Origin of the sequence: Winogradskyella tangerina (assembly GCF_003260205.1) — a bacterium.
Lineage (GTDB): Bacteria > Bacteroidota > Bacteroidia > Flavobacteriales > Flavobacteriaceae > Winogradskyella > Winogradskyella tangerina.
Genome location: NZ_QERF01000005.1, coordinates 227,336 through 252,981, shown reverse-complemented (window position 1 = coordinate 252,981; position 25,646 = coordinate 227,336). Strand labels below are relative to the sequence as shown.

General features: G+C 36.2%; 22 protein-coding genes and 1 riboswitch. Of the genes, 12 read left to right on the top strand and 10 right to left on the bottom strand.

Annotated features, from left to right (window positions below; all coding sequences use genetic code 11):
• Positions 1 to 25: 25 nt before the first annotated feature.
• Positions 26 to 1,957 carry a TonB-dependent receptor plug domain-containing protein gene (locus DDY94_RS09940; RefSeq protein ID WP_111684028.1) on the bottom strand — a complete coding sequence of 644 codons (1,932 nt, stop codon included), beginning with the start codon at positions 1,955 to 1,957 and terminating at the stop codon, positions 26 to 28.
• 90 nt (positions 1,958 to 2,047) lie between these two features.
• Positions 2,048 to 2,237, bottom strand: a riboswitch (cobalamin riboswitch).
• Between the two features lie 68 nt (positions 2,238 to 2,305).
• Here DDY94_RS09940 and DDY94_RS09935 point away from each other — a divergent pair.
• The 5 genes from DDY94_RS09935 to DDY94_RS09915 all read left to right on the top strand — a co-directional run bounded on the left by DDY94_RS09935 (position 2,306) and on the right by DDY94_RS09915 (position 7,283).
• A complete protein-coding gene (locus tag DDY94_RS09935) occupies positions 2,306 to 3,445 on the top strand; it encodes an ABC transporter substrate-binding protein (RefSeq protein WP_111683949.1) in 1,140 nt (379 codons plus the stop codon).
• Between the two features lie 84 nt (positions 3,446 to 3,529).
• Positions 3,530 to 4,552 carry a FecCD family ABC transporter permease gene (locus tag DDY94_RS09930; protein WP_394347026.1) on the top strand — a complete coding sequence of 341 codons (1,023 nt, stop codon included), beginning with the start codon at positions 3,530 to 3,532 and terminating at the stop codon, positions 4,550 to 4,552.
• The gene (locus DDY94_RS09925) at positions 4,553 to 5,347 is read left to right on the top strand and encodes an ABC transporter ATP-binding protein (protein ID WP_111683947.1); all 795 of its coding nucleotides are present in this window, start codon (positions 4,553 to 4,555) and stop codon (positions 5,345 to 5,347) included.
• Between the two features lie 53 nt (positions 5,348 to 5,400).
• Positions 5,401 to 6,720 (top strand): DNA recombination protein RmuC, encoded by a 1,320-nt coding sequence (locus tag DDY94_RS09920; protein WP_111683946.1) that lies wholly within the window; start codon positions 5,401 to 5,403, stop codon positions 6,718 to 6,720.
• 11 nt (positions 6,721 to 6,731) lie between these two features.
• Complete coding sequence (locus tag DDY94_RS09915; RefSeq protein ID WP_111683945.1) at positions 6,732 to 7,283, top strand: acyl-CoA thioesterase; 552 nt, start codon at positions 6,732 to 6,734, stop codon at positions 7,281 to 7,283.
• Positions 7,284 to 7,330: 47 nt separating this feature from the next.
• On the opposite strand, the gene DDY94_RS09910 is transcribed toward DDY94_RS09915, so the two are convergent.
• The 3 genes from DDY94_RS09910 to rpmH all read right to left on the bottom strand — a co-directional run bounded on the left by DDY94_RS09910 (position 7,331) and on the right by rpmH (position 11,388).
• Positions 7,331 to 8,191, bottom strand: a complete 861-nt coding sequence (locus DDY94_RS09910) for a T9SS type A sorting domain-containing protein (RefSeq protein WP_111683944.1) — start codon at positions 8,189 to 8,191, stop codon at positions 7,331 to 7,333.
• A gap of 84 nt (positions 8,192 to 8,275) precedes the next feature.
• Positions 8,276 to 11,128, bottom strand: coding sequence for a carbamoyl-phosphate synthase large subunit (gene carB / locus DDY94_RS09905; protein WP_111683943.1), 2,853 nt, complete (start codon positions 11,126 to 11,128; stop codon positions 8,276 to 8,278).
• 98 nt (positions 11,129 to 11,226) lie between these two features.
• Entirely contained in the window at positions 11,227 to 11,388 is a 162-nt protein-coding gene (gene rpmH / locus DDY94_RS09900; protein WP_111683942.1) for a 50S ribosomal protein L34, read from the bottom strand.
• A gap of 165 nt (positions 11,389 to 11,553) precedes the next feature.
• Here rpmH and DDY94_RS09895 point away from each other — a divergent pair, with 165 nt between their 5' ends.
• The gene (locus DDY94_RS09895; protein ID WP_111683941.1) at positions 11,554 to 12,132 is read left to right on the top strand and encodes a tetratricopeptide repeat protein; all 579 of its coding nucleotides are present in this window, start codon (positions 11,554 to 11,556) and stop codon (positions 12,130 to 12,132) included.
• Between the two features lie 368 nt (positions 12,133 to 12,500).
• Here the strand turns inward: DDY94_RS09895 and DDY94_RS09890 are convergent, their stop codons facing one another.
• Together DDY94_RS09890 and DDY94_RS09885 are read right to left on the bottom strand one after the other, a co-directional pair.
• Complete coding sequence (locus DDY94_RS09890; protein ID WP_111683940.1) at positions 12,501 to 13,427, bottom strand: lytic transglycosylase domain-containing protein; 927 nt, start codon at positions 13,425 to 13,427, stop codon at positions 12,501 to 12,503.
• Positions 13,428 to 13,474: 47 nt separating this feature from the next.
• On the bottom strand, positions 13,475 to 14,137 hold the full coding sequence (locus tag DDY94_RS09885; protein ID WP_111683939.1) for an alpha/beta hydrolase: 663 nt from the start codon (positions 14,135 to 14,137) through the stop codon (positions 13,475 to 13,477).
• A gap of 184 nt (positions 14,138 to 14,321) precedes the next feature.
• Between DDY94_RS09885 and DDY94_RS09880 the strand changes: the two genes are divergently transcribed.
• A complete protein-coding gene (locus tag DDY94_RS09880) occupies positions 14,322 to 14,618 on the top strand; it encodes an N-acetyltransferase (RefSeq protein ID WP_111684027.1) in 297 nt (98 codons plus the stop codon).
• 60 nt (positions 14,619 to 14,678) lie between these two features.
• Here DDY94_RS09880 and mtaB read toward each other — a convergent pair whose 3' ends face one another.
• A complete protein-coding gene (gene mtaB / locus DDY94_RS09875) occupies positions 14,679 to 16,007 on the bottom strand; it encodes a tRNA (N(6)-L-threonylcarbamoyladenosine(37)-C(2))-methylthiotransferase MtaB (protein WP_111683938.1) in 1,329 nt (442 codons plus the stop codon).
• Between the two features lie 92 nt (positions 16,008 to 16,099).
• Here mtaB and DDY94_RS09870 point away from each other — a divergent pair, with 92 nt between their 5' ends.
• Positions 16,100 to 17,722: an ABC transporter substrate-binding protein gene (locus tag DDY94_RS09870; protein ID WP_111684026.1), complete on the top strand. Its 1,623-nt coding sequence runs from the start codon at positions 16,100 to 16,102 to the stop codon at positions 17,720 to 17,722.
• 191 nt (positions 17,723 to 17,913) lie between these two features.
• Here the strand turns inward: DDY94_RS09870 and DDY94_RS09865 are convergent, their stop codons facing one another.
• The 3 genes from DDY94_RS09865 to DDY94_RS09855 all read right to left on the bottom strand — a co-directional run bounded on the left by DDY94_RS09865 (position 17,914) and on the right by DDY94_RS09855 (position 20,329).
• Entirely contained in the window at positions 17,914 to 18,822 is a 909-nt protein-coding gene (locus tag DDY94_RS09865) for a TolB family protein (protein WP_111683937.1), read from the bottom strand.
• A 1-nt stretch (position 18,823) separates the two neighbouring features.
• Positions 18,824 to 19,999: a GlmU family protein gene (locus tag DDY94_RS09860; RefSeq protein WP_111683936.1), complete on the bottom strand. Its 1,176-nt coding sequence runs from the start codon at positions 19,997 to 19,999 to the stop codon at positions 18,824 to 18,826.
• A 78-nt stretch (positions 20,000 to 20,077) separates the two neighbouring features.
• Positions 20,078 to 20,329: a type B 50S ribosomal protein L31 gene (locus tag DDY94_RS09855; RefSeq protein ID WP_111684025.1), complete on the bottom strand. Its 252-nt coding sequence runs from the start codon at positions 20,327 to 20,329 to the stop codon at positions 20,078 to 20,080.
• A gap of 159 nt (positions 20,330 to 20,488) precedes the next feature.
• On the opposite strand from DDY94_RS09855, the gene DDY94_RS09850 reads away from it, so the two are divergent.
• The 4 genes from DDY94_RS09850 (at position 20,489) to DDY94_RS09835 (ending at position 25,645) form a co-directional block, all read left to right on the top strand.
• Positions 20,489 to 21,001 (top strand): DUF4199 domain-containing protein, encoded by a 513-nt coding sequence (locus DDY94_RS09850; protein ID WP_111683935.1) that lies wholly within the window; start codon positions 20,489 to 20,491, stop codon positions 20,999 to 21,001.
• Positions 21,002 to 21,060: 59 nt separating this feature from the next.
• Positions 21,061 to 22,011, top strand: coding sequence for a glycosyltransferase family 2 protein (locus DDY94_RS09845; RefSeq protein ID WP_111683934.1), 951 nt, complete (start codon positions 21,061 to 21,063; stop codon positions 22,009 to 22,011).
• A gap of 73 nt (positions 22,012 to 22,084) precedes the next feature.
• The gene (locus DDY94_RS09840) at positions 22,085 to 23,812 is read left to right on the top strand and encodes a phospho-sugar mutase (RefSeq protein ID WP_198658940.1); all 1,728 of its coding nucleotides are present in this window, start codon (positions 22,085 to 22,087) and stop codon (positions 23,810 to 23,812) included.
• 3 nt (positions 23,813 to 23,815) lie between these two features.
• Positions 23,816 to 25,645: an ABC transporter ATP-binding protein gene (locus DDY94_RS09835; protein ID WP_111683933.1), complete on the top strand. Its 1,830-nt coding sequence runs from the start codon at positions 23,816 to 23,818 to the stop codon at positions 25,643 to 25,645.
• Position 25,646 lies beyond the last annotated feature (1 nt).

Below are 25,646 nucleotides of genomic sequence, written 5' to 3'. Positions count from 1 at the left end.
GCTTTTTTTATGGCAATCGAACACATTAGAGATTTAAATTAAACCCTAAACTAGCACCTCTTCCTCGTGTTGAAAAACCAAATAGCTCCTGATAATCCTCATTGAATATATTAGTAACATTGGCAAAAACCGTCATTTTACCTTTTAGGATCTTATGACTTACATAAAAATCTAATAACCCAAAGGCATCTAATGTTACAGCCTCATTTTCGAAAGTATCAGTGTTAAATACAAGATCCTCACGCTCATCATTATATTGATAAGACAAGCTAAATTGCGTGGTTTCGCATAAGGCATAATCCAATCTTGCATTCACTTTTATTTCAGGAATTCTTAAACTTAAATCCTCGTCTAAATTTGTATATGTGGCATTCATATTAAGATCTAGATCGTCAAGAAGTTGCGCTTGTACAACAAACTCCAATCCACTAGCAGTAAAGGATTCGTCGATATTTTGATACTGAAAAACAAAATTTCCTGTATCAACAAAATCAATAAAATTGTCTTCATTTCTATTATAATAAACCAAACTAAAGGTGGCTTTCCCAGTTATGGCAACTTCCGCGCCTACTTCAATGGTCTGATTTTCTTCTGGCTCTAAATCCGCGTTACCAAAACTAGGTTCGAATAATTGAAATAATGATGGTGTAATAAAGGCCGTGCTATAACTAGTTAAGGCTTTTACATAACCAAAATCAACATCAAACTTGTAAGAAGGGTTCAGATTATAAACAAGGTGGCTACCATACTCACTGTGGTTATTCAAACGTAAACCAGCGTTGACGTTTAATCCAAAATCAGAGATATAAACCACATTGGCATAGGGATCTGTAATAGTGAATTGGGCAGTTTCAGGATCAATAGCTTGGCTAAAGTCAGTTTCTCCGAACGGAATATTAAAACTCTCCATTTGGTTATCCTGATAGTTAATCCCTATCACTGTGTAAAACTTATCATTAAAATTATAACGGTTAAAGGCATCAATGATAACGCTCTGTGCATTAAACATTGAAGGAAAACTAGATTCTATTTCACGCTCTACATCATTAAATGCCGCATTAACCCTTACACTTCCGTTATTGTATTTAAATTCGGGCGAAAGTCCAATTCTATATTGTTTGGAAAATGAAGTATTATCCGCGTCCATTCTACCAAAACTATCATCAAAATCAGCTTTATAATCGTCTAAGCTGGCATAAGCACTAACCTTAAAGGCATTACTAAACTTGTAACCGAGTTTAATGTTCGTGTTATAACTATTGAAGGCGTCAGATTCTGTACCACCATCTATTGCAGACAAACCATCTGTAAATTGTTGTCCGAAACTTGCTAGGTAATTGAAATTCCCTACACTACCATTTACCGAAACACTATTTCTAAAATCTTCGATGGCATAATTATTCTCGTCAGAGGATTGATTAGTCCCTAAAGTACTTCTTAGATTCAAATTAAAAGCTTTCTGCGAGGCCTCCTTCAATTTGATATTAATCACAGCAGTTGCTGCGCCGGTTCCATAAAGTGTACTTGCAGCACCTTTCAAAATCTCAATCGATTCAACCTGATCGGCATTCAAAAGTCGTAGATCATAGTCGTTGGCAATTTGTGAAGGATCCGTCACCTGAATACCATCGATCATAATAAGCACCTGGCGATTACGCCCACCACGCACAAAATAACTTAGGTTTTGTCCGGCATTACTACGTACACCGTTGACCTCAATTCCGACAGTTCTACCTAAAATTTCTGCAATAGACTGGCCCTGTAATTTTTCTAGGTCTTCAGAAGTGATCTTAGTTATCACTTTCCCAGAATTTTCTCTTTTTAAGGCGAAACGCGAATCGGTTAAAAATACTTCATCTAAGGCCTCAACCTTTATCGAATCTTGCTCAGATTGTGCAAATCCGACTGAAAACATACTCATACAAAGTATGCTCCAAAACAGTTTTGTTTTGTTCATTTTAATTTTTAATTGCTCGAGAGAACATACAGCGATGTCGAAATAGTTACATATTTCGATAATCGAGTTAACTTTTATCCCGAAAGTTTGACTTCTTTGTTGAAATTGGCAGGTCTCCTGACTTGCGTCTTGTTGTCGGTCTTCCCAAGTTAAACTCAGTGACATTGAAGGTGACAACAAGCTTTGTAGCTTACAGTTGCGGGAACAGTTCTGGATTTGCACCAAATTCCCTTTTAATCCATTTCCGTTGGGAAATGAAACCTAATTTCGCGGCTAAAATAGTCATTTTTAGATTGGATTTATTTAAAACTCCAAATAATCTTACTTTTGAAAATATATTAAGTGCCCATGAAATATTATCAATTTCTCTTTGCAATCATCCTCATGGTTTCGTGTAAAAACGAAACAACCACTGTAGTTGCAGACTCTGAAAACAATACGCTTGAATTAAAATATGCGCAAGGATTTAATCTGGTGGATGCCAATACACATAAAATATTGGAGATCTCTAAACCTTGGCCAGAGGCGTCAAAGAGTTATAAATATCTGATTGCTTCTATGGAGGAACTTTCAAAAATGACATTTCCAAAAGATGCTTATGATGGCATTTTAAGTGACGATATCAAAAAGATTGTTGTGACCTCAACAACACATATACCCGCTTTAGAACTTTTGGGAGTAGAACAGACCTTAGTTGGTTTTCCTGGCACCAATTATATTTCTTCTGAAAGAACTCGAAAACGCATAAATGCGGGAGAAATAAGAGAATTAGGTAAAAACGAAGGGATTAATACAGAAGTCTTACTTGAATTGAACCCAGATGTGGTGATTGGGTTTGGTGTTGATGGTGTTAACAAAACCTTCGAAACTATAAAAAAAGCTGGTATTCCGGTGATTTACAATGGTGACTGGGTTGAATCTTCGGCATTAGCTAAAGCCGAATGGATCAAGTTTTTTGGTGTGCTATTCAATAAGGAAAAGGAAGCCGATTCTATTTTCAATCAAATTGAAAAGGATTATCAGTTAGCAAAAGAAATTGCTAAAAAAGCCAAATCAAAACCAACAATCCTAAGTGGCGCCATGCACAAGGAAGTTTGGTATTTGCCAAATGGCTCTAGCCCTGAGGCTCAATTTCTGAAAGACGCCAATGTAGATTATTTATGGAGCGACACATCCGGAAATGGTAGCCTGGCATTAAGCTTTGAAGTCGTTTTAGATAAAGCTAAGGATGCCGATATTTGGTTAAGTCCTTCTTATTATTCAAGTTTTGACCAACTGGAAGGTGCAAGTTCACTATATACTAATTTTAGTGCCTTTCAAAATAAAACAGTGTACACGTTTTCAAACACTACAGGAGAAACGGGCGGCGTTTTATACTATGAATTAGGTACGGCAAGACCAGACTTGGTTCTAAAAGATATTATCAAAGTGTGTCACCCTGAACTTCTACCCGATTATTCACCGTACTTCTTTAAAAAATTAAACTAGACGAACTTCTGGGCGTAGCGATGCATCTTTATTGTTAACTTTGGCAAAACTCATGTCACCATATTCTACAAATCAAAAGTTATATTGAAGACCTCATACACATATTCTTTCATTCTTTTGACTGTCATATTAGCGATTTGCTTACTGGTCAATATAAGTTTGGGCTCGGTTTACATACCGATTAAAGGAATATTTAGTAGTCTTTTTGGTTCAGCAGATAACAATACTTGGCAGATCATTATTACAGATTATCGCTTACCAAAGGCGATTACCGCTATTTTAGTGGGATCTGGACTAGGGATATCTGGACTTCTTATGCAAACACTTTTCAGAAACCCGTTAGCAGGACCATTTGTTCTCGGCATAACCTCTGGTGCAAGTCTTGGCGTGGCATTGGTTATCTTGGGATCTGGACTTTTCGGTGGGTTTTTAGCAACAAGTTTAGTCTCTAAATGGAGCATTGTTATTGCAGCAAGCCTTGGTAGCTTTTTAGTATTATTGGCGGTTTTGGCCGTCTCAAATAAGGTGAGAGATACAATGGCCATATTAATTATTGGATTGATGTTTGGCAGTATCACAGCGGCCGTAGTAAGTGTACTCTCCTATTTTAGTTCAGCCGAACAATTACAGCAATATATTTTCTGGGGATTTGGAAGCTTAAGTAATCTGTCATGGCAAGAACTATTAATTTTCTTCGGAATTTATAGTGTAGGATTGTTACTCAGTATTGCTTCTATTAAAGGTCTGAATAGCCTTTTATTAGGCGAAAATTACGCGAAAAGCCTTGGTTTAAATCTGAAACAAAGTCGATTGATCATAATTTTGGCAACAAGCCTCGTTGCCGGTACCATAACTGCATTTGCAGGTCCGATTGCATTTATCGGTCTTGCGATTCCGCATTTAACGCGACAGATTTTCAAGACCTCTAATCACAAAGTACTATTGCCAGCTGTATTTCTATTTGGTGCCATAGTAATGCTCGTATGCGACAGTATTGCCCAACTACCGGGAAGTGATTATACCTTACCAATTAATGCCATTACAGCAATGGTTGGTGCTCCCGTGGTGATTTGGTTATTAGTTAGACAACGTAAAATGATGTTTTAAATGAATGAAGATCCTAAAAATATCATTTTAACTGCCCAAGAGCTTACCATTGGTTATAATGCTAAAAACGCGCGAACTGTTGTGGCGTCGAATATCAATTTCGAATTGGAACAAGGTCAACTAATTGGGCTTGTCGGTGCAAACGGCATTGGTAAATCTACATTATTGAGAACGCTTATTAAGGTTCAACCTGCACTTTCAGGATCTATAATGTTGAATGGGAAAGACTTGAAATCTACCTCGAGTATAGAACTAGCTAAGCAATTAAGTATTGTACTCACAGAACCTATTAGTTCTAAAAACCTTACTGTTCACGAATTGGTGGCTTTGGGAAGACATCCTTACACCAATTGGATTGGTAGTCTTTATGAAGATGATGAAAATATTATAAGCAACTCCATTCAACTTGTAAATATCAATGAACTGAAGGATAAAAGATGTTACGAACTTAGTGATGGACAATTACAAAAGGTGATGCTGGCTAGAGCCTTGGCACAAGACACTGATATTATTGTTCTAGATGAACCTACAACCCATCTCGACATGTATCATAAAGCCTACATTTTAAAGTTGCTTCAAAAGTTGACTAAAGAAACCGGGAAGACCATTTTATTTTCTTCACATGAAATAGATCTAGCCATTCAGTTGTGCGATACCATGATTGTGATGCATAACGATCGCGTAGATTTTGATCAGCCTTGTAACCTAATTTCTCAAGGAATTTTTGAATCGTTGTTTCCTTCAGATCTAATTCGCTTTGACACCAATACTGGTAGTTTCCGTGTTAATAAATAAGATTTAATTCTACTGTTAAAAACGGTATATTTGAGTCTTACAATTCTATTTTAATGAACGATAACCTTATTCTCATATTAGCCATATTAATTTCTGCCGCAATTGGTGCTTATTTAGGTATGTTATTCTCCAAACTGAAAAACAAGGGCGAAGAAAGTATGCTGAAAGAGCGTCAGAGTCAGTTAGGTCATACGATTAATGAGCTCAAGGAAAGTGTTTCAAAAATTGAAGGTGAACGTGAAGCCATTCGTCGTGAAAAAGAATTGCTCAATACCGAACTAACAAGACGTAATGCCGAATATGAAAATCTACAGCAAGAGAATCTAAAGCGCGATGAAGCTCTCGCCAAACAGCAAGAACAATTGCGCAAAGATTTTGAATTGATGGCTTCAAAAATCCTGGATGAGAAGTCGCAAAAATTCACGCTTCAGAATAAAGAAAATATCAAGAGTATTTTGAATCCACTCGAAGAGAAGATCAAAACTTTTGAAAAAAAGGTTGAAGACACGCAAAAGGAAAGCATTAGTATGCATTCAGCCTTAAAAGAACAATTACGAGGTTTAAAAGACCTTAACCAACAAATGGCTAAAGAAGCCACCAATCTCACAAAGGCCTTAAAAGGAGACAGTAAAACTCAGGGGAATTGGGGTGAGTTGGTATTAGAGCGTGTACTCGAAAAATCTGGATTAGAAAAAGATAGAGAATATTTCGTTCAGCAAAGTTTTCAGCTCGAGGACGGCTCGCGTGTTATGCCCGACGTTGTTTTACATCTTCCAGATGCTAAGAAAATGATCATTGATTCAAAGGTTTCCCTTACCGATTATGAGCGCTTGGTACATGCTGAAGACGATGAACGTGATGTTTATTTAAAAGCACATGTGAACTCTATCAAAAAGCATGTAGATCAGCTTTCTGCTAAAAATTATCAGGATTTATACGATATAGAATCACCAGATTTTGTGTTGATGTTTATCCCAATTGAACCCGCTTTTGCTGTGGCTATCAATGAGGATAACTCTTTATATAACAAGGCTTTTGAACAAAATATCGTGATTGTTACACCTTCGACCCTTTTGGCCACGTTACGTACCATAGACACCATGTGGAATAATGAAAAGCAACAACAAAATGCTATTGAAATTGCTAAACAAGCTGGTGCCTTATATGATAAATTTGAGGGACTAGTTTCTGATCTTACTGGCGTTGGTAAAAAGATCGATGCAGCAAAGAATGATTATTCAGCAGCTATGAATAAATTAGTTGAAGGAAAGGGGAATTTAATTTCACGAGTTGAAAAGATCAAAAAAATGGGTGCAAAGGCCAAAAAAGCGCTTCCTGAAAATATTATTAAACGCGCGTCTGAAGACTTATAAATTCTAACCAGATGTATAAAACAATAGACTCCTCGAGGATTAGTATTTCCGAATTAATGTTGCCATCGCATTCTAATTTCAGTGGCAAAATTCATGGTGGATACATTCTAAATTTAATGGATCAAATAGCATTCGCATGTGCATCTAAACATTCTGGCACCTATTGTGTAACCGCTTCTGTAGATACGGTAGATTTTATTAATCCAATTGAAGTTGGCGAATTAGTAACCATGAAGGCCTCTGTGAATTATGTAGGTCGCACATCAATGGTTATTGGCATTCGTGTAGAAGCAGAACATATTCAAACAGGTGAAATTAAGCACTGTAATTCGTCGTATTTTACAATGGTGGCCAAAGATGAAAACGGACAGCCAGCTGAAGTGCCAGGTCTTATTTTAAACGATAAGATCGAAGTAAAGCGATTTTTAAAATCCCTAAAGCGTATCACTACTAAACTGCAACGAAAGGCCGAGTTTGATAATACCAATTTTTCACTTCAAGATTATCTAAAAGAACTTGAAGGTTATCGTGTAAAAATTGAACTTCCAGAAAATCAAGCATAAAAAAAAGCGATCTAGAATTAGATCGCTTTCAAATATATTTTAAATTCTTACTGCTTTATAAAGCGTTTGGTCTGAGTAGCTGAGTCATTTGAAACACGCACTAAATATACACCGCTTCTCCAGTTAGTCACATCAATAGATGATGAAAGCTGAGAAATTGTTCCGTTGTATACACGCTTTCCAAGAACATCAAAAACTTCTAATTTTACATCTGTATTAGTAGGTAATACGATGTTTAACTTGTCTTTTGAAGGATTTGGCTTAATTTCGAATTGTGCATTGTTAGCTTCAAATTCTGGTGTACTTAAAGACGATTGTGCTGTAATATTATCAACTTCTATAATTGCCGAAACTTCATCTGCATCAAGCCAAGTTGGATTGGTGCTGCTTAAAATTCTTAGCGTCAATACATTCGACAACACAGTGGTTGCATCACCGGCACCACTAACTACAGTAAAGTCTGAAGGGCTGATTGGTATAGTAATACTCGTCCACGAGCCATTAGCGGCAACGCTGACAGCATTAGTAGTACAAATTTGAGTACCACCTCCCTGCATCGCAATTCTTAAGTTCAATGCTGTAGTTTGTACTCTCACATTCATTGTGATCTGATCTACACCTTCACTAATAAAATCGCCGCTCCATTGTTGGTTCTGAGAAAAGAATACCATTTTACTCGCCACCATTCCAGAATTTCCATTAGACGTATACTGAAGGCAATTATCTCCAGCACCTGCAGGACCACCATTTGGAATATTAACAGGTCCATCCGTTGCATTACCTGCGCCACCGATACGCCATTGCTGAGTTGTACCATCCTGAAAATCATCTACTTGGTTCAAAGTAACCTGGGCAGACAGTAAACTGAAAGAAAACAACAGGGAAAATAAGAGTAAAGTTTTTTTCATAAACAATATTTCATAAACAATTATTAGAGCTAAGTTAATAATTATTAGCGAATTCGCTCTACCGTTAAACGAAAAACTCGGATTTTACTTACTCAAATACATCTTACGACGCGAATAAAGATCGTAGAACTCGTCCTCTTTTAAACTATCAATAAACAAGATACTCTCACCTGTACTCTTCATTTCTGGACCTAATTTTTTGTTCACATTAGGGAATTTATTAAACGAGAATACGGGTTGTTTTATAGCATAACCGTCTAATTTCGGTTTAAAATCGAAATCGGTAACTTTATTATGTCCGAGCATCACTTTAGTTGCGTAATTCACATAAGGTTCCTTATAAGCTTTTGCTATGAATGGAACCGTACGCGATGCTCTAGGGTTAGCCTCAATGATATAAACGATATCATCTTTAATTGCAAACTGAATATTGATAAGTCCTACCGTATTTAGTGCCAAAGCAATTTTCTTGGTGTGATCCTTAATTTGTTGCATCACAAACTCCCCTAAATTGAATGGTGGTAACGTCGCATTACTATCGCCCGAGTGAATACCACAAGGCTCAATATGCTCCATAATACCAATGATGTAGACATTTTCTCCATCACAGATCGCATCAGCTTCGGCTTCTATAGCTCCGTCTAAATAATGATCTAGAAGTAACTTGTTGTTTGGTATTTTTCTAAGAAGATCAACAACGTGCTCCTCTAATTCTTGCTTATTAATAACAATCTTCATACCCTGACCACCAAGAACATAGGATGGTCTCACCAAGATTGGGAAATTCAAACGATCTGCAATTGCTAGAGCTTCGTCAGCCGTTTCTGCAGTATCAAATTCTGGATAAGGAATGTTATTTTCTTTTAATAAGGTTGAAAAGTTACCACGATCTTCAGCTAAATCTAAAGATTGGAAATTAGTACCAATGATCTTAACGCCATAACGTTCTAATTTCTCGGCTAATTTCAAGGCAGTCTGCCCACCAAGTTGCACAATAACACCTTCTGGTTTTTCATGCTGAATTATATCATAAATATGCTCCCAGAATACAGGTTCAAAATATAATTTGTCGGCAATATCAAAATCTGTTGAAACAGTTTCAGGATTACAATTGATCATAATGGTTTCATAACCACATTCAGATGCAGCTAATACGCCATGAACGCAACAATAATCGAACTCAATACCCTGACCAATTCTATTTGGCCCAGAACCAAGAACGATGATTTTTTTACGATCGGTAACAACACTTTCATTAGCCACTGAAACTATACCATCAGCAGTTTCAACTTCACTTTCAAAGGTTGAATAGTAATAAGGTGTCTGCGCTTTAAACTCAGCAGCACAAGTATCTACTAATTTGTATACACGATTTATATTAAATTCTCTACGCTTGTTGTAAACTTCACTCTCTAAACACTGAAGCATATGAGCTATTTGTCGATCACCATAACCCTTTTGCTTAGCTTCGAGCAATAATTCGCGATCTATAGAATCTATCGTATAAGTGGAAATTTCTTTTTCTAATTGGAAAAGCTCTTCGTATTGTTTCAGGAACCACATATCGATCTTAGTGATCTCATAAATACGACTCAATGGAATTCCCATTTGAATGGCATCGTAAATGACGAACACACGATCCCAACTTGCATTTTTTAGTTTGCTAATAATGGTATCATAATCTTTATACCCTTTACCATCAGCACCCAATCCGTTTCGCTTAATTTCTAACGACTGCGTGGCTTTGTGCAATGCTTCCTGGAATGAACGGCCAATACCCATAACTTCACCTACGGCTTTCATTTGCAAGCCTAAAGTTCTGTCTGAACCTTCGAACTTATCGAAATTCCAACGTGGGATTTTCACAATCACATAATCTAGGGTTGGTTCAAATAAAGCTGAAGTCGACTTCGTAATTTGATTACTCAACTCATCTAGAGTATACCCTAATGCCAACTTAGCGGCGATCTTTGCAATCGGATACCCAGTAGCTTTACTTGCTAAAGCTGAAGAACGCGAAACCCTTGGATTGATCTCAATAGCGATAATCTCTTCGTCCTCATCTGGGCTCACTGCAAACTGAACATTACAACCACCAGCAAAATCACCAATACTTCGCATCATATGGATAGCCATATCACGCATTTTTTGGAAGGTTTTATCAGAAAGTGTCATGGCAGGTGCTACAGTTATAGAATCACCAGTATGAATACCCATCGGGTCCATGTTTTCAATGGTACAGATAATCACAACATTGTCGTTCTTATCTCTTAAAAGCTCAAGCTCATACTCTTTCCAGCCCATCATAGCTTTATCGATCATAACCTCGTGGATTGGGGATATCTCTAAACCTCTAGTAAGCGCTTCATCAAACTCGGCTTCATCATATACAATTGAGGCTCCTGCTCCACCCAAGGTAAAGGATGCTCTGATACAAAGTGGAAATCCAAATTCCTGTGCAATCTCTTTTCCTTTTAAGAAAGATGTCGCTGTTTCCTGAGGTGCCATGCCAACACCAATTTTTGTCATTAGATCTCTAAACTGTTCCCTGTCTTCAGTTATATTTATCGCGTCGATATTAACACCAATAATATCTACATTAAAATCTTCCCATATTCCTTTCTCGTCGGCTTCGATACAAAGATTCAAGGCTGTTTGCCCACCCATTGTTGGTAAAACCGCATCGATTTGAGGATGTTCTTTTAAAATTTTAATTATAGACTTTGTAGTTAATGGCAACAGATAAACATGATCGGCCATAGTGGGGTCGGTCATAATAGTTGCCGGGTTAGAATTGATAAGAATCGTTTCTATACCGTCTTCTCTAAGCGAGCGTAAAGCCTGAGAACCAGAGTAATCGAATTCGCAAGCCTGACCGATAATAATTGGACCAGAACCAATAAGTAAAATGGATTTAATGTTTTTGTTTTTTGGCATGAGATTGTCTTTTGGTTTGCAAAAATAAATATCAATAGAGTAAAAAAAAAGGTGCTACACCTAAGTAACACCTTTAAAATATTAACAATTGTTAATCATTATTTTTTATGTCTTAATTCTGAAGATACAGACAATTTCTTTCTTCCTTTAGCTCTTCTACGTGCTAAAACTTTTCTTCCGTTAACAGAAGCCATTCTTTCTCTGAAACCGTGCTTGTTTCTTCTCTTTCTTTTAGACGGTTGAAACGTTCTTTTGCTCATTGTCTTATATCTTTAGTAAACTTGAATCTATTTTTTAAATGTTTTGAGCCTGTTCCCAAAACTGCGTGCAAATATACAACAAGTTTTTACTTTAGCAAGCCTCAAAATAAAATTATTTTGTTAGAAATTTATTAACTTTGCCATCCTTAAAAATAAACACGATTCATGTTCAATAAATATATCAAACTTGTATTAGCTGCCTTAATCATTGCCTTCGGAATCTACCAATTCACTGAAGGTTACATTGGTAATGGCATAATGTACCTATTGCTTTCAACAGTTTTCATTTTCCTTTATTTTAAAAATGAAATGATCTTGTTGGCGTTTTTCAGACTGCGTAAGCAAGATTTTGTTGGTGCAAAAAAATGGTTAGACAAAATTAAACATCCTGAATCGGCATTGGTTAAAAAGCAACAAGGCTATTTAAACTATTTAAATGGTATTATGGTTTCTCAAACTAATATGAACGAGGCTGAAAAATATTTCAAGAAAGCGATAAGCTTAGGGTTATCGATGGACCATGATTTGGCCATGGCGAAATTAAATTTAGCTGGAATTGCATTTACAAAGCGCAGAAAACAAGAAGCACAAAAATTATTATCTGAGGCTGAAAAACTCGATAAGCGCGATATGCTTGCTGAACAAATCAAAATGATGAAGCAGCAAATGAAAAAAGCTTCAATACCAAAACAGCATTACGGTCAGCCTACCTCTGCAAGACAAAATCGTAGAAGCAGACGATAAACTTATAGTTGGGAGTTTAGAGTGGTGAGTTAAAAGTGACAAGTGTAAAGTTGCGAGTGTAAATTCACTAGTGTGAAGTGGTTAGTGTGACACGTGAAGTTCGCAGCACAAAACATTCAATTTTAAATATCTAATTAATCTAAAGATCTAACTGTCTAATAATCTAAAGGTCTAATAATCTAACTATCCAAAGATCCAATTGTCTAACAATCTGGTTGTCTAAGCAATTTCGCTAATTAACTCATCAACTCATTATCTCATCAACTCATCAACTCATCAACTCATTATCTCATCAACTCATCAACTCATCAACTCATAATCTCATTAACTCATTAACTCATTAACTCATTAACTCATTAACTCATTAACTACTTATAATACCCTTCCTTTGGAATTTCGATCTTGTAAAGTTTGCGCGATTTATTATTAAGATGTCTTTCGCGCAGCCAAGGATTATGAATTTTTAAGATCTTATAATTGATATTAAATTTCTTAGCAAATTGTGAGAAATCTGTAACTGCAGTATCAACTTCTACTTTATAAGTTGGAATGAAATTATAGAGATCACTTTTGTTAAAATTGAAACCATACTTCGATGGATTTTTTAAAATTTCTTTTAAAGCCACTATTCTAAACATATATCTCCCTGTTTCCTCACCTAATAGTAAATCGTAGTAGTCGCTCACACCTTGCTCTTTTAGACGTCTTGAAATACCTGCGTTACCAGCATTGTAAGCCGCAGCCGCTAGAGTCCAACTTCCCAATTCGTTTTTAGCCTTTTTTAGATACTTACAAGCCACTTCAGTTGCCATCTCTAGATTATAACGCTCGTCTACGTTAGAATTTACTTCAAGTCCATTTTCGCGACCAGTAGTTTTCATTATTTGCCAAAACCCTCGTGCACCTGCCGGTGAAACCGCATTTGTTAGTCCACTTTCAATTACTGCTAAGTACTTAAAATCATCAGGCACTTCGTTTTTTTTCAAAATAGGCTCTATGATTGGAAAATATTTCTGAGCACGCTTAAACATCAACAAACCGTTAGATTGCCAATAGGTATTGACTAAAAGTTCTCGGTCCATACGCTCATAAATATCTGGGTTTTCAACAGGAACTGCTTCCCCTGCAAAATTTAGACCTTCAGGCATTTCTAAGGCATATACGTTATAGTCGTTAACAATTGGTGTTTCTTTTCCGATAGTTTCGTCTGAAGGTGCTTTCTGCATTGAGAAGATAAAAAGACCTGAAATACAGACTAATCCTATTCCAGCGAGGATGTTTTTTAAGATTTGCATGGCGTTATTTTTTGTACAATGTAAAAAAAGAATTGAATTATACAAACCTAAGCCTCAATTAGTTTCGGCAGATTTTCGTTAAACCACTTGAACTTATTGATTATCATTATATGTGTTCCTCCCTTGAGAACGATGCAGTCGCCCTGACAAGAATGTGGAAAGACAATATCCTTATCTCCATGAATGTAAATTGCTTCAGGATGCGGTTCTTCCTGATCCCAACAAACCACTTGTTTTATAGCCCAATCTAAGTAGACTTTATCACTAACAGAAAGGTACTTTTTGTAAAGATCAACACGCTTTTTTATGGTTTCACCAAAGGCATATTTTGCCAAAAGATCAATATTACTCACCAATTGTGTTGGTAAAATTTTATAAGCTTTAGTGTATTTAAGTAATTTCAAGCGTTTTGGCAATTCGTGATGAGATTTCACACTAGAAACAACGAAGAGTTTTTTCAGCTTTAAGTATTTACTCATCTCTTGAACAAGCATACCACCAAATGACACACCTAAAAGTACACTGTTATCATAAGTGATAAATTCGCACATCTTCTTGGCATAAGCTTCTAAAGACTCGTCTTTTTCTGGAATCTGCCATTCTAACCAATGAATCTTATAGCGATCTTCAGGTAGTTTTATGTGCTCAAAAATTGTTGGATTCGCCGCCATTCCCGGCATTAAATAAACATGGGTCAATTCTGAGGTCATTCGTTTTTTCTTCGCTTTTAAATTTCAAAATTTATTCAGAGCCTAAATACTTAATTAGTTATAATTTAACGTTTTAACAACCCTATCTTAAAACTTCCACTGAATTTTTGTACCTTTGCACTGCAAAACTATAATAAAATATAGTATCTACTTGCCAACCGCTAACTTAAAAACAAAGAAAATTATGACTGAAACTGCTGAATTGATTGATAATGACTTTCTGCGTCAATATGAATTAAAGGTTGAGAATGAGATGGCTGTTATTGAGTATTCCCTTCAAGAACGAAAGATTTTTTTAACCAAGTTGGTAATACCTGAATCGATAAGAACAGTAGAATTTGAAAAAGAATTTTTAGCCATGGTGTTTGATGACATCAAAGAACGAAACATAAGCGTTGTTCCTACTAGTCCAGAAATTGCAAAATTTGTTAGAAGCAACAGAAAATATAAGCGTATGTTACCGGTTGGTATCCGCATATAATTTTAGGAAAAAGAAATAAAATGAAAAGCCCAAAGCACTAGTGTGGAGGGCTTTTTTAATTTAAACAACTAAACTTTCTATAAAATCGAAACGCACTAAACCGTCTTCATCGATCTTTGTAAGTTGAACTTTATGCAGAGTATTCACCAATTCAGGGTTCCAAGGGGTTTTCACCTTAACGTAGTTTTCTGTAAAACCGTGAATATAACCCTCTTTATTTTCTCCTTCAAATAAGACGACGCGCTCAGTGGAAAGCTGGCTTTCATAGAATGCTCTTCGCTTTTTAGCAGATAGGCCTCTTAACATTTTACTGCGTTTTGCCCTCACATTTTTTGGCACCACACCATCCATACTTGCGGCCTCCGTATTATCACGTTCGGAGTAGGTGAACACATGTAAATACGAAATATCTAACTCATTTAAGAAATTATAAGTTTCGAGGAAATGCTCATCAGTTTCTCCAGGAAACCCAACAATGACATCTACTCCAATACAGGCATGAGGCATCACTTCTTTTATTTTTGAAACGCGATCCACATACAATTCGCGCATGTAACGACGTTTCATTTTCTTAAGAATAGCATTGCTACCGCTTTGTAATGGCACATGAAAATGCGGAACAAATGCTCTCGATCTTGAAACGAGTTCTATGGTTTCATTTTTGAGCAAATTTGGTTCAATTGAAGAAATCCTTAAGCGTTCAATACCTTCTACCTTATCGAGTTCAGTAACTAAATCTAAAAAAGTGTGTTCATGTTTTTTATTCCCAAATTCACCCTTTCCATAATCACCAATATTTACACCCGTTAATACAATTTCCTTTATACCTTGGGCAGAAATCTCTCGAGCATTTTTCAGCACATTTTCCATGGTATCACTACGCGAAATCCCACGAGCCAAAGGAATGGTGCAATAGGTACATTTGTAATCACAACCATCTTGTACTTTCAAAAAAGCTCTGGTTCTATCACCGATAGAGTAGCTTCCTACATAAAAATCAGCATCTTCGATCTCACAACTATGTACTTCGCCAAAGTCATTCTTTGTGAGGTCATTTAGGTAATCAGTAATCTTAAATTTTTCGGTTGCACCAAGCACCAGGTCAACACCATCAACGTCTGCTAATTCTTGTGGTTTTAATTGAGCATAACACCCTATGGCTGCAACAAAGGCATCTGGATTTACTTTCTGCGCTTGTTTTACGATGGTTTTAAAACGCTTGTCAGCATTCTCGGTAACCGAACATGTATTTATAACATAAATGTCGGCTTTCTCATTAAAGTCCACACGATCGAAGCCCTCATTACCAAAACTTCTGGCAATAGTAGAAGTCTCAGAGAAATTAAGCTTACAACCTAGTGTATAAAAAGCGACTTTTTTTGTTTCCATCTTTTATTATCCCGAACTTGTTTCAGGACCTTTTTAAAATTACCTTTAAGGCTAAATTTTTGGTGGCAGCAAATTTACAACATATAAGTTATATGCAAAAACCCAGTCGGCTCTTATTCAAATACTTAATGATCTGTCTTTGCCTATGGTCTTGTAATTCAAAAGATAAGACGAATAAAGACCATTTAGTATTTCGTTATAACGAACATAAAAATATTGGCTCTTTAGATCCGGCGTTTTCAAAGGATATTGCTGATATATGGGCAACACATCAGTTATTTAATGGTCTTGTTCAGATGGACGATCAGCTCAATGTGCAATCTTGTATTGCTAAAAATTGGGTGGTTACCGATAGTGCTACTACTTATACATTTACACTCAGAAATGATGTGTTTTTTCATAAGCATGAATTATTCGGAACCGATTCTACACGAACTGTAATAGCTTCGGATTTTGAATACAGTTTGAATCGTTTAAAGAATAAATCTATTGCTTCACCAGGAAGTTGGGTTTTAAATAAAGTTGAAAGCTATTCAGCCCTTAACGATTCAACATTTCAAATTAAATTAAAACAGCCATTCCCAGCATTTTTAGGACTGCTAACCATGAAATACTGTTCTGTCGTACCTGAAGAAATTGTAGAGCATTATGGTAGTGAGTTTAGATCAAATCCCATTGGTACTGGACCATTCAAATTCAAACGTTGGGAAGAAAACATCAAACTAGTTTTTAGACGAAACAATAGCTATTTCGAAAAAGACAAAGATGGAAATTCATTACCTCACTTAGAGGCCGTAGCTATTACTTTTTTACCCGATAAACAAAGTGAGTTTTTGCAATTTGCACAAGGTAATATCGATTTTGTTTCAGGTTTAGACGCTTCTTACAAAGATGAAATATTGACATCTGATGGAGCGTTGCGATCACTTTATTCTGAAGATGTAAATATGATTCGTGGGCCCTATCTTAATACAGAATATTTGGCATTTTTTATGGAAACCGAGGTTGCCGAATTACAAGCTTTAAAATTGAGGAAGGCTATAAATTTAGGCTTCGATAGGGCTAAAATGATGACTTACCTCAGAAACGGTATTGGTATTCCGGCCTCTGGTGGTTTTATTCCGAAAGGACTTCCAGGTTTTGATGAAACTATCGGATTTAGTTACCAGCCTGAAAAAGCAAAAGCTCTGGTTGCAGAATTTAAGTCTGAAACAGGGATTACCAATCCAGAAATCACTTTAACCACAACGAGCAACTACCTAAGTTTTTGTGAGTTCATTCAGCGTGAATTACAAAAGATCGGACTACTTGTAAATGTGGATGTGATCCCTGCTTCAAGCTTAAAAGACGCTAAAGCAAACGGACAACTCGATTTTTTCCGGGCAAGTTGGGTAGCTGATTATCCCGATGCTGAGAATTATTTATCGCTGTATTTCAGTAAAAATTTTGCACCTAACGGACCTAATTACACACATTATTCTAGTGAAGAATTCGATCGACTATACGAAGCTTCATACTTAGAAACCAACCCTGAATTAAGAGCCGAATTATACACAAAAATGGATTCGTTGATCATGACCTCCGCACCGATTGTTCCGTTATTTTACGACGAAGTGGTTCGATTTACAAGAAAAGAAGTTGAAGGACTTGGTATTAATACTACCAATTTACTAGAGCTAAAACAAGTTAGGAAAGTGGAAAGTAATGAGTTGTAAGTTGTAAGTTGTAAGTTGTAAGTTGTAAGTTGTAAGTTGTAAGTTGTAAGTTGTAAGTTGTAAGTTGTAAGTTAATAAATTTATGTTCTACTAACGCACAAAACAAAAATCTAATTATCTAATTAACTAATTAACTAATTTTCTAATTTTCTAATTTTCTAATTTTCTAATTTTCTAATTTTCTAATTAACTTAGAATTTCTCAAAATAATACAGATCATCACCGCCTTCACCTTTCAAACGACGAGAAGATAAATATCCTGTAGTGAGGTCATCATTTAAAAAGAAAGAAAAATCATCGCCTCTACTGTTAATAGGTGCTTCTAAAGAAATTGGTACTTGCTCGCTATCCGTAGAGTTAAGATCATAAACATAAATATCAATGCCACCTTTACCACCTCTGCGATTAGAGGAGAAATACAATTTATTATCAGCGCTCACAAACGGAAAGATTTCAGTGCGCGATGAATTTATAGTCTCCCCAAGACTTGTGACTTCACCATAAGTACTATGGTCAGTCACAGACACTTTATAAAGATCAGATTTTCCCTTGGTACCCTTCACATCTGCAATAAAGTAAAGTGTGCTTCCATCTGGGCTCAACGCCGGATGGGCATAATTATGATCGGGTTCACAAAAAGGTAAAGTTTCAAAGTTCGTCCAGCCTTTACCTTCAACATATTCAGCACGTCTAATTTGTAAATTGTAGGTTTCTATACCCTTTAATTTATTGGTTCCTTTTCCCAATTGATTGGTTGTAAAATACATAAATCGCCCGTCTTTAGAAAAAGTAGCTGCAGACATATTAAATCGTCCTAATTCGGTCTTCGTAACAGGTTGTGCATCTTTTATTTCGCCGTCTTCGCTCAGTGGCGCTTCATACATGGTATAAATAAATCCGTCGTATTTATCCTTAATAGCACGACCACGTTTTGTAGTAAGGTTATGGCTGAAATAAATTTTATCACCAACAACACGGGCAGCAAAGTGATCGAGCTCGGTATTAATATCAAGCTTTTTAATTTCAGTAGATTCGCTTTGTGAATAGCCGAAAACTATCGTAAAAACAAGTAGGATCGAAATTTGGGATTTGAGTTTCATATTATTCTCTTCTGTACGATTTAGTTATTTCAAAAACATGCTCTAAAATGGCTTCATCTTTTTCCGTGAACTCTTCTTTGCGTCTGCCCATCACCACTTTTGCCACTTCAAATGCCTTATTGGTTTTATAGGTTACAAAGCCTTTACTTCCACCCCATGAAAAACTAGGGACGAAATTACGCGGGAATCCACTTCCAAAGATATTAGCACTAACACCAACAACTGTACCAGTATTAAACATGGTATTGATACCGCATTTGCTATGGTCGCCCATCATGAGGCCGCAAAATTGTAATCCTGTTCTGGCAAAACCTCCTGTTTTATAATCCCACAACCGTACTTCTGCATAGTTGTTCTTTAAATTACTATTATTGGTATCTGCGCCGAGGTTGCACCATTCACCTAATACCGAATTCCCTAAAAATCCATCATGCCCTTTATTAGAATAGCCAAATAAGACGGAGTTATTTACTTCGCCTCCTACCTTACTGAATGGTCCTACAGTTGTTGGTCCGTAGATCTTTGTTGCTAGTTTTAGTGTTGCATTATGACAAAGTGCTAATGGACCTCTTACCACGGAGCCTTCCATAATTTCGGCATCTCGACCAATGTAAATTGGACCCGAACTCGCATTGAGCGTCACAAAGTTGAGTTTTGCTCCTTTTTCAATAAAAATATTTTCAGGATTTAAAGTATTTACAGTCGATGGTAATGGCTGTGAAGTTCTATCCTTGGTGATAAGGTTGAAATCTTCCTCAATAGCCTCACCATTCTTTGAAAAAATATCCCAGGTATTTTCGATCTTAACAATCTCACCCTGAACTTCAATGGCCTCAAATTTTGAAAAATCATTAACCTCCTCACCTTCTTTTGCAAAAAAAGCAATAACATCTTCACCTTTGAAAAGTGCCTGATTGTGCTTTAAGTTTTTTACAAACTCTACAACTTCAGCATTCGGTAAAAAAGACGCATTGATCATAATGTTGTCTTCCATTTCAACCATGGGATACTTATCTGACAAATAATCTTCTGTTACCGTGGTTGTGGTATATTCTAAATACGATTCCCATTTTTGGCGTATGGTTAAAATACCAACTCTAATATCTGCCACTGGCCTTGTATAAGTAAATGGCAAGAGATTATCTCGATAAGGACCGTCAAAAAGTATATAGTTCATTTGATAATGCGTTTGTGTAAAAATAAAAAAAGCCTTTCTAGTAAAGAAAGGCTTTTTAAAATAACTGAGTGTTTCAGTTTATTTCTTGAACTTGGCGTATTTGTTTTTGAACTTATCAATACGACCAGCTGTATCTACTAATTTAGATTTTCCTGTATAGTAAGGATGAGATGTTCTGGAAATTTCCAACTTTACTAATGGGTACTCAACACCATCAACCTCAATAGTTTCATTTGTATCTGCAGTAGACTTCGTTAAGAAGACATCATCATTCGACATATCTTTAAACGCTACAACTCTATAATTTTCTGGATGTATTCCTGATTTCATCACTAAAAGCTTTAAATAGTTTCGATTTTTTCGAGGTGCAAATTTAAGTAATTTTTATAAATCTACAATCTTTTTATAGATTTTTTATTTAGTTAAATGCTGTAACAAATCACTATATTTGAATACTAACTAGTCAATTAACTAAAAAATCAACAAATTATGGAACATCAAAAACCAACTGCTGGTAAATTTTCGCTTAATTACGGGGTATTGTTAGGTCTATTAATGGTACTTATAAGCGTGGTAACTTATGTAACAGGGATGGCTTTAGAAGGTGCACAATGGCCAAACATTATTTATTACATCGCTTTCCCAATTGTAGTTATTTATGCTATTAGCCAATACAAAAAAGCTAATGCCAACACCTTAAGTTTGGGAGATGCTATTAAGGTTGGATTGGTAGTAGCGATCATTAGTGCCTTGGTTTTTGTGGTTTACGGATTGCTTTTTAACTATGTAATTGATCCGGAATTTACACAACAAGCTATTGAAATTGCTAAGGAAAAAATGCTCGAAAACCCAAATATGACTCCAGAACAGGTAGAACAAAGTATGGTTTGGGTTGAGAAGTTTTCAAATCCAGCAATTGGTATGACCTTTTGGGTAGCCATGAGTGCATTCTTTGGACTTATCTACTCTTTGATCGGTGGATTAGTAATGAAAAACAATTAATAATCTCCATTAAATAATTTCTTTATTTTTGAAGTCTTAGATATTTAGACAATATTCATATGGACTTATCAGTAGTTATACCACTACTTAACGAAAAAGAATCTTTAAAAGAATTACACGATTGGATTGTATCAGTGATGCAATCCAATTCGTTTTCATATGAAATACTATTTATTGATGACGGTAGTACCGACGGTTCTTGGGAAGTGATTACCCAACTTAGCTCTACTAATCCGAATGTAAAAGGTATTCGTTTTTTGAAAAACTTCGGAAAATCTCAGGCGCTGCACGCCGGATTTGCTCAAGCTGAAGGTAATGTGGTGATAACCATGGATGCTGACCTTCAAGATAACCCTGAAGAGATCCCAGAGCTATTCAAAATGGTGAACGACGATAAATTCGACCTCATCTCTGGCTGGAAGAAAAAACGCTTCGATTCGGTAATAACCAAAAACCTTCCTTCAAAATTATTCAATTGGGCAGCTAGACGCACCTCTGGCGTTAAATTGCACGATTTTAATTGTGGACTCAAAGCATATAGCAATACTGTTGTAAAACACATCGATGTCTATGGTGAAATGCATCGCTATATACCGGTTTTAGCAAAAAATGCCGGCTTTACCAAGATTGGTGAAAAAGTTGTAAAACATCAAGCGCGTAAATACGGAAAAACAAAATTTGGCATGAATCGTTTTATCAACGGGTTTTTAGATCTCATAACCATTTGGTTTGTATCGCGATTTGGTAAACGTCCAATGCATCTCTTCGGTGCACTTGGTGTAATAATGTTCATTATTGGTTTTGGCTTCGCTTTTTATCTAGGATTAGATAAACTTTATTTTAATCCAACTGGGCGATTAATTACAGAGCGTCCACAATTTTATATTTCATTAGCGACCATGATTATTGGTTCACAATTATTTATTGCTGGATTTTTAGGCGAATTGATCTTAAGGTCTAAACGCCAACAACAACGCTACTACATCAAAGAGGACTTAAACATATCATAACATAGAAATATCGATAAGATTTAAGCATGCATCTGTAAGATTGATTACATTTGTGTTACCATAATACTTTCTCATGATTTATATTAAACCTGAAATTTTAGAACGAGTCAATTCTTGGCTTACACCAACGTTTGATAACGATACACAAGAACAGATAAAGCATATGATCGCTTCCGATCCTAAAGGATTAGAAGAAAGTTTTTATAAAGACCTCGAATTTGGTACTGGCGGTATGCGCGGAGTCATGGGATTAGGTACCAATAAAATTAATAAATACACCTTAGGAAAAAATACTCAAGGCTTAAGTAACTATTTGAAGGCTACATTTCCCGGCGAATCTATTAAGGTCGCCATTGCTTACGATTGCAGGCATAACAGTAAAACTTTCGGCAAAGTGGTTGCCGACGTATTCTCAGCGAATGGCATTCAGGTGTATTTATTTGAAGATCTAAGACCAACGCCTGAATTGTCTTTCACATTAAAACATTTAGGATGTCATTGCGGTATTGTATTAACGGCATCTCACAACCCGCCAGAATACAACGGTTACAAAGTTTACTGGCAAGATGGTGGGCAGCTTGTTCCGCCTCAAGATGCTGAAATTATTGCTGAAATAAACAAACTAGATTATTCAGAAATTAAGTTTGAATCGAATTCAGATTTAATTCAATACATAGGAAAAGATGTCGATGAAGTATTTATTAATTCATCCATAAAAAATGGAAGTTTTAACACGTCTCCTGAAGCACGACAAAACCTGAATATTGTTTTCACATCCTTGCATGGTACGTCGATTATGTCAATACCTGAGACTTTAAAGCGTGCCGGCTATACCAACGTTCATATCGTAGATGAACAAGCAGAACCCAATGGTGATTTTCCAACAGTGGTGTCACCAAATCCAGAAGAACCAGGAGCTTTAAAAATGGCTGTTGAATTGGCAGATAAAGTTGATGGTGATATTGTTATTGGTACCGATCCTGATTGTGATCGTTTAGGTGTTGTAGTGAGAAATTTAGAAAACGAACTCGTTATTCTGAATGGAAACCAAACCATGCTACTTATGACTGATTTCTTGCTGAAACAATGGAAAAATGCAGGTAAAATTAATGGTAATGAATTTATCGGTTCTACAATAGTTTCTACACCTATGATGTCTGTATTGGCCAGTGCTTATGGCGTAGAATGTAAAATTGGCTTAACTGGTTTTAAATGGATCGCGAAGATGATCAAGGATTTTCCTGAACTCGATTTTATCGGTGGTGGTGAAGAAAGTTTTGGATTCATGGTTGGCGATTTCGTTAGAGATAAAGATGCAGTTACTTCTACTCTATTGGCCTGCGAAATTGCTGCACAAGCTAAGGCCCAAGGTAAAACCATGTACGAATCTTTAATCGATCTTTATTTAGAACACGGATTCTATAAAGAACGATTAGTTTCACTCACAAAAAAAGGTATTGAGGGTGCACAGGAGATTAAGCAGATAATGATCGATTCTAGAGAGAACCCATTCAAAGAATTAAACGGCTCAAAAGTGGTTCGTGTAGAAGACTATCAGCTTTCAATTGCAAAGGATATGGTCCAAGGTACTGAAGAACCTATCGATATCCCAAAATCGAATGTGCTTATCTACTATACCGAGGACGGTAGTAAAATCGCATTAAGACCAAGTGGTACTGAACCAAAGATAAAATTCTATATAAGCGTTAATACCAAACTTGACAATGTGTCTGCTTTTAATGAAACGGAGCAATTATTGGAAGACAAAATTGACGCTATCCTTAAGGATATGAATTTATAATGCATGAATTATTTTAAGCAAATCATCGGCTTTGCAAGGCCTTACAAAAGTTTTGCAATTCTAAATATTGTTTGTAATATTTTTTACGCTTTTTTTAGCGCATTGTCCTTTATTGCACTCATTCCAATGCTCGATGTGCTTTTTGCCAAGCCATCAATCAAAGAAGTTACAACAAAACCTGAGTGGCAAGGCATAACCAATACCATGGATTATTTTAAGGACTATATGGCGTTTCAGGTGAATCAAAATGCGAGTGACGACGCTTCAAAAGCACTTTTATTGGTTATTTCATTGGTAATTGTATTATTCTTTTTAAAGAATATATTTAATTATTTAGCGATGTATTTCATTACGTTTCTGCGCAATGGAGTCCTCAAAGATCTTAGAAATGCCATTTTCAAGAAAATCACCGAATTGCCTATTTCATTTTATTCTGAAAAGCGAAAAGGTGATACAATAGCTAGGATATCTAACGATGTACAAGAGATTCAAAGTTCATTTCTTTCTATCTTGGAGTTGATTGTAAGAGAACCGTTGACCATCATTTTCACGATCGTGATGATGCTATTAATAAGTGCGAAACTGACATTGTTCGTATTTATTTTCATTCCGATCTCTGGGTTCATAATTTCAAGAATTGGCAAGTCTCTAAAGAAAAAATCTGATCGTGTTCAAAAAGAACAAGGCACATTTCTTTCAATTATTGAAGAAACTCTAGGCGGCCTAAAAGTGATTAAAGGCTTCAATGCTGAAGGAACCTTTTTAAACAAATTCAAAGGCTCCACCGAGCGTTTTTACAACTTCTCGAATAAACTCCTTAATCGCCAAAATTTCGCATCTCCGACTAGTGAATTTTTAGGAATCACGGTGATTGCAATATTATTGTGGTATGGTGGCCGTATGGTACTTATTGACGGAACTCTAGACGGCAGTTCGTTTATTGCTTACATGGGATTAGCCTATAACATATTAACACCTGCAAAGGCCATAAGTAAGGCAAGCTACAGCGTTAAAAAAGGTAATGCCGCTGCTGAACGTGTGTTAGAAGTATTAAATACAGTTTCACCTCTTCAGGATGCGCCTGATGCTAAAACAAAGGAGACTTTTGAATCGCAAATCAGCCTGAATAATATTTCGTTTAAATACGAAGAGGATTTCGTTTTAAAGAATTTCTCATTGATTGTTCCGAAAGGAAAAAGTGTTGCTCTTGTTGGCCAATCGGGAAGTGGAAAAAGTACCATTGCGAATTTGGTTACCCGTTTTTATGATGTAAATGAAGGCAGCATCAGCATTGATGATATTAATATTAAAGATCTTACGAAACACTCTGTTCGAAACCTCATGGGAATTGTTACGCAAGATTCTATTTTATTTAATGACAGTATTAAAAACAACATTCTTCTCGGGAAAGAAGATGCCTCTGATAAAGAAATAGAAGACGCTTTGAAAGTTGCTAACGCATGGGAATTTGTAAAGGATCTTCCTCAAGGCATAGAAACTAATATCGGAGATTCGGGCAATAAATTATCTGGTGGACAAAAGCAGCGATTGAGTATTGCGCGTGCCGTGCTGAAAAATCCGCCAATTATGATCTTAGATGAGGCTACTTCAGCATTAGATACGGAAAGTGAACGTCTGGTTCAGGAAGCGCTCGAAAATATGATGAAGAACAGAACATCTATTGTTATTGCGCATCGTTTATCTACTATTCAAAATGCAGATGTTATTGTGGTTATGCAAAAAGGTGAAATTGCCGAACACGGAACGCACTCAGAATTAATAACACAGAACGGTGTTTATAAGAAGCTTGTGGAGATGCAGAGTTTTGATTAAA